The sequence below is a fragment of the Algoriphagus taiwanensis genome, from assembly GCF_036245645.1.
Lineage (GTDB): Bacteria > Bacteroidota > Bacteroidia > Cytophagales > Cyclobacteriaceae > Algoriphagus > Algoriphagus taiwanensis.
The window spans coordinates 176233-186362 of record NZ_BTPE01000010.1; the positions used below are offsets into that span (position 1 = coordinate 176233).

Sequence of the window (10130 nt, forward strand, 5' to 3'; positions counted from 1 at the left end):
CCAAATCGGTTGGTATCATTTCTGACCGAGCTCCAAAAGCGAAAAATTTCCTATGAATCTGATCAAAGATATCGATATCCTTACCGGTGAAGAAGCGCAGGCTGTGGACTACAAAACCACCACTGAGGAAAACACCGGCAAGACCAAAAAACTCTACATTGAAAGCTATGGCTGTCAGATGAATTTCTCGGATTCAGAGATCGTCGCCTCTATCATGAAAGAAAATGGCTTTGACACTACCTCTGACTTCAATCAGGCCGATGTGGTATTTTTGAATACCTGCTCCATCCGGGAAAAAGCCGAACAGACCGTCAGAAACAGACTCAACCACTTCAACGCAGTCAAAAAACATAAACCTGAGATGACTATCGGTGTCTTGGGCTGTATGGCAGAGCGCCTGAAAGAGAAGCTACTCGAGGAGGAAAAGATCGTGGATGTGGTCGTTGGTCCAGATGCGTATCGAGACCTTCCTAACTTAGTCAATGCTGCCGAAGACGGTAGAAAAGGAGTGAATACCTTCCTTTCCCGCGAAGAAACCTATGCCGACATCGCCCCTGTTCGCCTGAATTCCAATGGGGTTACCGCATTCATTTCCATCATGCGAGGCTGTGACAACATGTGCTCCTTCTGCGTGGTGCCATTTACTCGAGGAAGGGAAAGAAGCCGGGACCCTCATTCCGTAGTGGCAGAAGCTCAGGATTTGTTCAGCAAGGGCTACAAAGAAGTCACCCTCCTGGGCCAAAATGTGGACTCCTACAAATGGTCTCCTGAAGAAAACAACAAAGCCCGCCTCAACAAAAAAGAGGATGAAGTGACTCAGGTGGTCAATTTTGCCCATCTTCTGGAAATGGTAGCTCGGGTCAGCCCTTTGCTTCGCGTACGCTTCTCTACCTCCCATCCCAAAGACATCACCGATGAAGTACTTCACACCATGAAGAAGTACGACAACATCTGCAAATACATCCACCTCCCCGTTCAATCCGGAAACTCCCGAGTTTTGGAGTTAATGAACAGAACCTACGACAGAGAATGGTACCTGGACCGAGTGAGGGCAATTCGGGAAATTTTGGGTGAGGAATGCGGCATTTCTTCTGATATGATTGCCGGATTCTGTACGGAAACGGAGGAAGAACATCAGGACACGCTTACCTTGATGGACATCGTGAAATACGACTTCTCCTACATGTTCTTCTATTCGGAGAGACCGGGTACTTTGGCTGCTAAAAAGTACGAGGACGACATTCCTCTGGAAGTGAAAAAGCGCAGATTGGCAGAAATCATCGAGAAGCAAAATCAGCTTTCACTGGAAAGAAACAAACTTGATCTGGGCCAAGAACAGATTATCTTGATCGAAGGAACTTCCAAAAAATCCACAGAAGAACTCAAGGGGAGAAACTCTGCCAACAAGGTAGTGATTGTCCCCTCAGTAGGTTTGAAACTCGGGGATTACGTCAAAGTGAAAATCAAAGACTGCTCTCCTGCCACCCTCTTCGGTGAGGTATTGGAAATAAATCCAGCTTTGGCATGATCACACCCCAAGAAATCCACAGTGTAAAACAGCGCTTTGGCATCATAGGAAACAGTCCCCTACTGAATCATGCCATCCAAGTAGCCATGCAGGCTGCTCCTACCGACATGACCGTTTTGATCACCGGTGAAAGTGGATCCGGAAAGGAGAGTTTTTCCAAAATTATCCACTCTCTTTCCCTGAGAAAGCACGGCAAGTTCATCGCAATCAACTGCGGGGCAATTCCTGAAGGCACCATCGATTCTGAACTGTTTGGACATGAAAAAGGCTCTTTTACCGGAGCTCACGAAGCCCGAAAAGGCTATTTCGAGGTAACGGACGGTGGGACTATTTTCTTGGACGAAATCGGAGAAATGCCTTTGGGCACGCAGGCCCGCTTGTTGCGGGTTTTGGAAAACGGGGAATTTATCCGTGTAGGTTCCTCCAAAGTACAAAAAACCAATGTGCGGGTAATCACCGCTACCAATGTCAATCTGCTCAAAGCGGTAGAAAAAGGAAAGTTTCGTGAGGACCTTTATTACCGACTGAATACGGTACCCATTTTCGTCCCACCTTTGAGAGAACGAGGAGAAGATGTAGTCCTACTTTTCAGAAAGTTTACCTCTGATTTCTCAGAAAAATACAGAGTCAAACCCATTTCCCTTGATCCCGCTGCTCAACAGGTATTGATGCGCTATCCTTTCCCCGGCAATATCCGTCAGCTGAAAAATATTGCGGAGCAAATCTCCCTCTTGGAACAGGAACGAGAGGTAGATGCCCAAACCCTCTCCCGCTATTTACCGCAGGAAGGAAGCCGGTTGCCAATGGCCCTTCCCGGTCACGGAGGATCTTCAGAAAGTGGGGACTTTTCTGAAAGGGACATCCTGTATAAGGTGCTTTTTGATATGAAAAAAGACATGAATGAGCTCAAAAAGCTGGTTTTGGAATCCTTTCAAAACGGAGGACTGAACTCATCCATCATGCAAAAGCATCAAGGCCTTTTCGAAGATCTGGATAGCGGACTTAGCAAGGCGGAAACCGTAGAATCTACCTCCCCCTATTCTGTTCCTTTGGTATTGGAGACGCAGAAAAATTCCTCTTTGGAAAACGTAGAATACGAGGATGACGTAATAGAGGACATTCTTCACGAAGAGGACGACAACTCCCTTTCTTTGGAGAAAAAGGAAAAGGAAATGATCATCAAAGCCCTGCAAAAGCATAACAACAAGAGAAAATATGCAGCGCAAGATTTGGGTATTTCTGAACGGACGCTTTACCGCAAAATCAAACAATATGAGATTGAATAAGACACTTGGATGGATAGCTTGTACGATTTTGCTTTTTTCCTCCTGCTCGGTCAAATACAGCTTTACCGGAACCAATATCAATTACGAGTTGGTCAAAACCTTCTCGGTTGACAATTTCTTCAATGATTCCGGTGGAGGCCCTGCCAACATGGAGCAGAGATTTACAGAAGCTCTGAAGGAATACTATCAGAGAAATACCCAACTCGAACTGATTCGCTCCAACGGAGATTTGCAGTTTTCGGGTGCCATCAGCAGATATACCCTGACTCCTCAAAACGCGGTATCCAGCGGAGACCCGAATCTACCGGACCGTGCAGGGCAAATGCGATTGACCATCAATGTAGATGTGGAATACATCAATGTGACCAATGAGGAGGAAAATCTGAAAAGAACATTCACTTTTTTCCAAGATTATGACCCGAGAAGCGTTACCTTGTTGGACGTAGAAAACCAATTGGTTGAGGAAATCTTCGAAATCATCATTCAGGATATTTTCACCGCCACCGTCGCCAACTGGTAACCATTGATCATTTAACAGCGATAAATCCGTGAACGCCAGTCAGTTTCTTGACCTTATTCAAAAATCAGATCGCCTGGAAAAGTCCGATTATCTCCAACTGAGAAAAATCCAGGAAAACTTCCCCTATTTCCAAATCAGCCATGTCCTGGCATGCCGATATGAACTGGCAAAAAATCCGGAAACACCACCCTATCATTTAGGATTGGCAGCAATTACAAGTCCGGACAGAATTTGGTTGAAGGCATTATTGGAAAAGCCTACGCAGAAAACGGACACAAAGACTCCTGCAATCAAGGAAGATTTGCTGCCTGAAGAACCCAAGGCAGGCAGCGACCCTGTACAAAGAACAGAATCTCTCAAAAAACTGGGAGATCAACTCAAAGGGAACCCTGCGCCTGATGCAGGTAAGCCAAAAGTCAAAAAAAGAAAAGCTCCCAAAGACGAGCTAATCGAAACCATCAAGAGAAAAGAGAAAAAGGAAATCGTAGCCGATAAGACCAAGGAACAGATCGATCTGATCAAGGCTTTCAGCAAAAAGTCTATCAAACTGGCCACAATCAAGGAAATCGAGGCAAATCAAAACACAGAAAATCTCGCAGAATCGAGCACCAAACTGGACGAAAGTCTGATGACCGAATCCTTTGCAAAAATTCTGATCAAACAAGGGAAAAAAGACAAAGCCTTGGAAATTTATGAAAAATTGAGTTTGAAGTTTCCGGAGAAAAGGACTTACTTTGCGGACTTAATTGAAAATCTGAAAGAAAAATTAGACTAAGAATATGTTCACTTTATTAATTAGCATCATCATTATTCTAGCCGTTTTGTTGATTTTGGTCATTTTGGGTCAAAACTCCAAAGGTGGTGCTGGTGCAGCATTCGGAGGAAGTGCTTCCCAAATCATGGGTGTGACCAGAACAGGAAACGTTTTGGAAAAGTCCACTTGGGTATTGGCAATTGCCATTTTGGTTCTTTCCTTGGCATCTTCTGCTTTCTACACTAGCAGTCAGCCTAATCAGTTTTCTTCTCCAAACATTGAGAATGCCAAGCAGCAAGTAGTTGCGCCGGCTTTTGGAGAGACTGAAAGTGTGCTTCCCGCTCCTGCTTCTACTACAGAAGAAGACAGCACCTCAGGAAACTGAAATAATCCATTTGAATAAAAATCTCAAAGTCTGCCCCAAAAGGCAGACTTTTTTTGTACCTTAAAAATTCAGAATAATACGGAGTTCCGGTTTTTAGTGGTAAGAGACGGAGTTAGTGTTATTTTTTAAAAGAACAATCACCAAATCACAAGTTATATGCTAGAAAAACCAATCCGGCTGGAAGACCTTCAGCTGGAAAATTGGCCCAACGTCATTTTATGGGCCGCCCCTGTCATGTTTTTATTGGTCTTCATCGAATGGGGAATTAGCCTTTATCAAAAAAGGGACGCTTACAACACGAAAGATTTCCTGGCTGCCTCCACCATTGGACTAGTCAATGTAGGAATCAGTGCAGCCATCAAGATGCTCACATTCGGGGTGGCCATTTTCTGCTACAACATCTCCCCTTTTCAAATCCCTCCTACTTGGTGGTCCTATTTGCTATGCTTTATAGGAATTGACTTTGCCAGATACTGGGCACATCGTGTAGCCCATGAGCAGCGCTTTTGGTGGGCCACACATATTACTCACCACAATTCCAGCAAGTACAACCTTTCTGTATCATTCAGGCTAGGTTGGACTCAACACATCAAAATCGTCTTTTTCATTCCTGTCATGCTGATGGGATTTGACCCATTTGTGTTTTTTATTTGTCATCAGATTGCTGTATTGTATCAGTTTTGGATCCATACAGAGTACATTACCAAGCTTCACCCGGTGATTGAATACATTTTCACCACTCCTTCTCACCACAGAGTCCATCACGCCAGTGATGCCCACTATCTGGACAAAAACTACGGGTCCACATTGATTATCTGGGATAGGATGTTTGGTACTTTTATGCCGGAAGCAGAACGGCCTAACTATGGAATCACAAAACCGGTGACCTCCTACAACCCCATTTATCTGGTATTTCATGAATGGAGAGATATCATCTCCGACTTGGGAAAATCCAAAAGTCCAAAAGAAGCCTGGCAAATCCTTTTTGGAAAACCCGGAGATGAAGTCATCAAAAACCGGGAGATGAAGGAAAGAGAAGAAATCCGGATAAAGGAAGAAAAAAAGGTCCTTCCCGTAAATGAAAAGGACCCGGAACTGATCATGGAGAAATAATCGATTGCTTTTATTCTGAGACACTTCTTAGTAGGAGTCTTTTACCTACAGGCAGAAGTGTCTCCTCAATCGGTAGGCAATTTTGGCTGTGAAACCTCCAGGTAGCAGGATTGGGAAGTTCTTTGATTTCCCTAATAAGCTCCAGTTTCATCCTTTCCAGGGTATTGGCCAGAGACTTTTGAAATATCCCCACCAGCCAAAGGGTAATACTTCTAAATCTCTCCCCAGCCAGCTGGAGAAAATTGGACTTGTAGCGAAAAGCATGCACCTCGCTTTTTCGCTCTTGGGTGAGTAGTATATATCCTTCCCGGGTGTAAATCGGTAAAATCCCTATAGGCTCAAACTCTACCTGCTCCTCAACAAAATCGTAGATGGCCTTCCCCTCTTCTATTTGATTCTTGAGTTTGGGAAGGGCAAAATCGGTGATTTGGGAGATTTCTTCCATGACTTTCCCATCGTTGATTTTTCTTTCGAATTGCAATTGGGCCTTTTGAAAATCAATCCCGGTCAGTGCTTTTGGGAAGAGATTACTCAACTCCGTTTTACCGGATTGAATTTCTGAAAGAGTCCGATGATGATCTATCAAATCACCCAAGGCAGGATAAATTTTGACAGCCTGAAATTCCTTCTCATTAGCCTGTAAGTAGGCCAGCAATTGGTACTTTTTGTACTCAAAATCGATCAATCCTTCGGTAATCCAATTTTTCGGTAAGGTCTTCATGGTTTAGAATAGGTGTCAATGGTTTGTCATAAAATACGGATTTCTGACATTTTTTTCAGGCCTCAGAGAAAATTTGGCAGAAAAGAAGTCAGGACTTCCAAATGGTCTGCAAGCTTCCATGGACAATTTGCGGTCGATTTGTCAGCATTTATCCCAAAATACCCCTTGGCACAGGAAGTGCATAGTGGGGATTAGCATTTTAATCTAACCTTAAACAATACATACTATGTCAAAAGTGAACATCAAGCCTCTTGCAGACCGAGTTCTAGTGCAGCCGGCTGCAGCTGAAGAGAAAACCGCATCCGGACTTTATATCCCGGACACTGCGAAAGAAAAGCCTCAAAAAGGTACCGTGGTGGCTGTAGGAAACGGTAAGAAAGATGAGCCCTTGACTGTAAAAGTTGGAGACACTGTTTTGTACGGAAAATATTCCGGTACTGAACTCAATGTGGAAGGTCAGGACTTCCTCATCATGAGAGAATCTGACATTTTCGCAATCCTTTAATTTATTTCACCATTAACTGAAAAAATCAAGAATCATGGCTAAACAACTGTTTTTCGATACTAACGCCCGCGATCAATTGAAGAAAGGCGTAGACGCATTGGCAGATGCAGTAAAAGTAACTTTGGGTCCTAAAGGCCGAAATGTCATCATCGACAAAAAATTCGGAGCTCCTACCATCACCAAAGACGGTGTATCCGTAGCTAAAGAAATCGAATTGGCCGAGCCAATCGAAAACATGGGTGCTCAGCTCGTGAAAGAAGTAGCTTCCAAAACTGCCGATAATGCAGGTGACGGTACTACTACTGCTACTGTATTGGCTCAGTCCATCTTCAATGTAGGGATCAAAAACGTAGCTGCAGGTGCCAACCCAATGGACCTTAAGAGAGGAATCGACAAGGCTGTAGCTGCTGTAGTGGCTCAGTTGAAAGAAAACTCAAAAGCTATCTCTACTTCCAAAGAAATCGCTCAGGTAGCAACCGTCTCTGCCAACAACGACGAGGAAATCGGTAAAATGATTGCTGATGCGATGGACAAAGTCGGAAAAGACGGTGTCATCACTGTAGAAGAGGCAAAAGGTACCGAAACTGAAGTGAAAACTGTAGAAGGTATGCAGTTTGACCGAGGATACCTTTCTCCATACTTCGTGACCAACACGGAGAAAATGGAAGCTGAATTGGATCATCCGTTCATCTTGATCTACGACAAAAAAATCTCCTCCATGAAGGAATTGCTTCCGGTATTGGAGCCGGTAGCTCAGTCTGGCAAGCCTTTGTTGATCATCGCTGAAGATGTAGACGGAGAAGCTTTGGCTACCTTGGTAGTGAACAAAATCAGAGGTGCCTTGAAGGTAGCTGCTGTAAAAGCTCCTGGATTTGGTGACAGAAGAAAGGCAATGTTGGAAGACATCGCTATCCTGACCGGTGGTACTGTAATCTCTGAAGAAAGAGGTTTCAAACTGGAAAATGCTACTCCAGATATGCTTGGCAGAGCTGAGAAAATCAATATCGACAAGGACAACACCACCATCGTAAACGGTGCAGGTGATGCAGCTGCGATCAAGGGTAGAATTGCTGAGATCAAAGCTCAAATCGAGAAGACTACCTCTGACTATGACAGAGAAAAGCTTCAGGAAAGATTGGCTAAGCTTTCCGGCGGTGTAGCTATCCTTTACATCGGTGCAGCTACCGAAGTAGAGATGAAAGAAAAGAAAGACCGCGTGGATGATGCTTTGCATGCGACCCGAGCAGCAGTACAGGAAGGTGTAGTTGTAGGTGGTGGAGTTGCTTTGGTAAGAGCTGCTTCAGCACTTGACAGCCTGAAAGGCAGCAACGAAGATCAGGACACCGGTATCAATATCGTGAGAACTGCCATCGAGTCTCCATTAAGAACTATCGTGGCAAATGCCGGCGGTGAGCCTTCAGTGGTGATCAACAAGATCAGAGAAAACAAAGGAAACTTTGGTTACAATGCCAGAACAGATCAGTACGAAGATCTTTTCGAAGCAGGTGTAATTGATCCAACCAAGGTGACCCGATTGGCTTTGGAAAATGCAGCTTCTATTGCAGCGCTTCTTCTCACTACCGAGTGTGTAGTAGCTGATGTGAAAGAAGACGCTCCAGCCATGCCACCAATGGGAGGCGGAGGAATGGGCGGAATGATGTAATCTATTCCTATCCTAATAGTACCAATGAGGCACCTTTCGGTGCCTCATTTTTTTTGTTGATACAAAAAATGACAAAAAACAGGCATGCCCTTTGTCCAAGACAAAGGAATAATTGTAATTTGAAGCGACTTACACACCAATCGCCTGAATTAATTTGAATGCCCCTTTTTGACTCTGTCTTTTTAGTGGATGACGATCCTATTAACAACCTGATCAACAGACGTTTATTAGGAAAAGTTGGAATTTCCGATCGAATCGTTGAATTTTTGAGCGGAGATGATGCTTTGGAAATGCTTTCTGCTGAACCCGTCGAAAACAAGGTTCTGGTACTTTTGGACATCAATATGCCTGTGATGAATGGTTGGGAATTTTTGGACAAATACATGTCCATCCTCCCTCACAGAAAAGATAAAATCTTGATTCTTTCCAGTTCAATTGACTTTCAGGACAGACAAAAAGCCAAAGAATACAGTATTGTGGAAGGTTTTATGGAAAAACCTCTAAATCTGGAAGTTTTGATTGATTTTTTTAAATAAGGCATAAAAACATATAAAAAAAAAACAATTTTTTACAGGAATGGTTATCTTTAGCGGTCATCACACCCTGATCTATTAAAACTTATTTAACCCTTTTAATCCTCTTTCTTTGGATAGGTACATCCAAAGGACAGACTTGGACAGGTATTACCAGTTCTGACTGGAATACTGCCTCAAATTGGACACCGGCTACAATCCCTGGAGCAGGTGCAAACGCTTTTATTAATAACGGCGCAGCTCCAAATCAACCCGTTTTATCAGGTAATGTGACGGTACGAGACCTGAGAGTGTCTGCAGGTTCATTAAATCTCAATGGCTTTACTCTAACCGTTACTGAAGATTTGAACTTAAGCGGAGGGACAATTTCTAATGGAATTATCCAAGGCAACGATATTGAAGAGGTTCAAAATACCCAATTTAACGGACCTTTCACCCTAACCAAAACAGGGAATAACAATGACACTTGGTCAGGATCCAATCAATTCAATGGTACTACTAATATTACCAATCTAAGCAACTCACAAATAGTCTGGCAAGGCAACAATCAATTCAATGGGAACACCCTAATCACAAATAATGGAAATGGGCTATTCAGGTTTGCCAATACAAACGGAGACACTTTTTCAGGTGTGGTTGTATTCCAAAACAACGGAAACAATTTTATCGATATCGCCTATCGAGGGAATAATAACTTTGCCCAATCCATCACCATAAACAACACCAATCCGGCAGGAGAAATAAGATTTGGAGATCAGGGAGGCACCTCAACTTTATCGACGGGAGGATTACTTACCACAAACTTTGCAGTAGGAACCATATTGGAAATCAACAACTTTACTCAGGTTCAGAATGTAGCCAATGGTACTTTTGGGGTTGATGATTTTTTTGTTACCAATTCAATTTTTCAGGGAGACTTTTCAGTGACAACTACCGATGATTTGATTTTTTATGTATATCCGCAATGACACCAGTAACCAAATAAGTTCTTATTGACAGTTGGTGACAATCGCTTTAGTAGTATTTTAACCTACTGTAAATTAGGTCAAAATAGACGGTTTTGACCATGAACATTATCAATTTCATTAATCGGTTTCCAGACGAAGCTTCCTGCGTTGAATT

Annotated in this window: 11 protein-coding genes; 10 read left to right on the top strand and 1 reads right to left on the bottom strand. The window is 43.4% G+C overall.

What is annotated here, in order from left to right:
• Positions 1 to 52: 52 nt before the first annotated feature.
• The 6 genes from miaB to AAA938_RS14560 all read left to right on the top strand — a co-directional run bounded on the left by miaB (position 53) and on the right by AAA938_RS14560 (position 5586).
• Positions 53 to 1528 (top strand): tRNA (N6-isopentenyl adenosine(37)-C2)-methylthiotransferase MiaB, encoded by a 1476-nt coding sequence (gene miaB, locus AAA938_RS14535; RefSeq protein WP_338229469.1) that lies wholly within the window; start codon positions 53 to 55, stop codon positions 1526 to 1528.
• A complete protein-coding gene (locus tag AAA938_RS14540; RefSeq protein ID WP_338229471.1) occupies positions 1525 to 2814 on the top strand; it encodes a sigma-54 interaction domain-containing protein in 1290 nt (429 codons plus the stop codon). The genes miaB and AAA938_RS14540 overlap by 4 nt, the downstream gene beginning before the upstream one ends.
• Positions 2801 to 3334: an LPS assembly lipoprotein LptE gene (lptE, locus tag AAA938_RS14545; RefSeq protein WP_338229472.1), complete on the top strand. Its 534-nt coding sequence runs from the start codon at positions 2801 to 2803 to the stop codon at positions 3332 to 3334. Before AAA938_RS14540 ends, lptE begins: the two co-directional genes overlap by 14 nt.
• A gap of 28 nt (positions 3335 to 3362) precedes the next feature.
• Positions 3363 to 4109, top strand: coding sequence for a hypothetical protein (locus AAA938_RS14550; RefSeq protein WP_338229473.1), 747 nt, complete (start codon positions 3363 to 3365; stop codon positions 4107 to 4109).
• Positions 4110 to 4113: 4 nt separating this feature from the next.
• On the top strand, positions 4114 to 4473 hold the full coding sequence (gene secG, locus AAA938_RS14555) for a preprotein translocase subunit SecG (protein ID WP_338229474.1): 360 nt from the start codon (positions 4114 to 4116) through the stop codon (positions 4471 to 4473).
• A 156-nt stretch (positions 4474 to 4629) separates the two neighbouring features.
• Positions 4630 to 5586 (top strand): sterol desaturase family protein, encoded by a 957-nt coding sequence (locus AAA938_RS14560; RefSeq protein ID WP_338229475.1) that lies wholly within the window; start codon positions 4630 to 4632, stop codon positions 5584 to 5586.
• Positions 5587 to 5596: 10 nt separating this feature from the next.
• On the opposite strand, the gene AAA938_RS14565 is transcribed toward AAA938_RS14560, so the two are convergent.
• The gene (locus tag AAA938_RS14565) at positions 5597 to 6307 is read right to left on the bottom strand and encodes a hypothetical protein (RefSeq protein ID WP_338229476.1); all 711 of its coding nucleotides are present in this window, start codon (positions 6305 to 6307) and stop codon (positions 5597 to 5599) included.
• Positions 6308 to 6533: 226 nt separating this feature from the next.
• Here AAA938_RS14565 and AAA938_RS14570 point away from each other — a divergent pair, with 226 nt between their 5' ends.
• The 4 genes from AAA938_RS14570 (at position 6534) to AAA938_RS14585 (ending at position 9976) form a co-directional block, all read left to right on the top strand.
• The gene (locus tag AAA938_RS14570; protein ID WP_338221379.1) at positions 6534 to 6812 is read left to right on the top strand and encodes a co-chaperone GroES; all 279 of its coding nucleotides are present in this window, start codon (positions 6534 to 6536) and stop codon (positions 6810 to 6812) included.
• Positions 6813 to 6846: 34 nt separating this feature from the next.
• The gene (gene groL, locus AAA938_RS14575; RefSeq protein WP_338221380.1) at positions 6847 to 8475 is read left to right on the top strand and encodes a chaperonin GroEL; all 1629 of its coding nucleotides are present in this window, start codon (positions 6847 to 6849) and stop codon (positions 8473 to 8475) included.
• A gap of 158 nt (positions 8476 to 8633) precedes the next feature.
• A complete protein-coding gene (locus AAA938_RS14580; protein WP_338229477.1) occupies positions 8634 to 9011 on the top strand; it encodes a response regulator in 378 nt (125 codons plus the stop codon).
• A gap of 266 nt (positions 9012 to 9277) precedes the next feature.
• Positions 9278 to 9976 (top strand): hypothetical protein, encoded by a 699-nt coding sequence (locus tag AAA938_RS14585; protein WP_338229478.1) that lies wholly within the window; start codon positions 9278 to 9280, stop codon positions 9974 to 9976.
• Positions 9977 to 10130 lie beyond the last annotated feature (154 nt).

Bases quoted from the DNA above. Each gene is read 5' to 3' on its own strand.
- lptE (WP_338229472.1), top strand. From the start codon at position 2,801: ATGAGATTGAATAAGACACTTGGATGGATAGCTTGTACGATTTTGCTT.
- groL (WP_338221380.1), top strand. From the start codon at position 6,847: ATGGCTAAACAACTGTTTTTCGATACTAACGCCCGCGATCAATTGAAG.
- miaB (WP_338229469.1), top strand. From the start codon at position 53: ATGAATCTGATCAAAGATATCGATATCCTTACCGGTGAAGAAGCGCAG.
- AAA938_RS14570 (WP_338221379.1), top strand. From the start codon at position 6,534: ATGTCAAAAGTGAACATCAAGCCTCTTGCAGACCGAGTTCTAGTGCAG.
- AAA938_RS14540 (WP_338229471.1), top strand. From the start codon at position 1,525: ATGATCACACCCCAAGAAATCCACAGTGTAAAACAGCGCTTTGGCATC.
- AAA938_RS14560 (WP_338229475.1), top strand. From the start codon at position 4,630: ATGCTAGAAAAACCAATCCGGCTGGAAGACCTTCAGCTGGAAAATTGG.
- secG (WP_338229474.1), top strand. From the start codon at position 4,114: ATGTTCACTTTATTAATTAGCATCATCATTATTCTAGCCGTTTTGTTG.
- AAA938_RS14565 (WP_338229476.1), bottom strand. From the start codon at position 6,307: ATGAAGACCTTACCGAAAAATTGGATTACCGAAGGATTGATCGATTTT.
- AAA938_RS14580 (WP_338229477.1), top strand. From the start codon at position 8,634: ATGCCCCTTTTTGACTCTGTCTTTTTAGTGGATGACGATCCTATTAAC.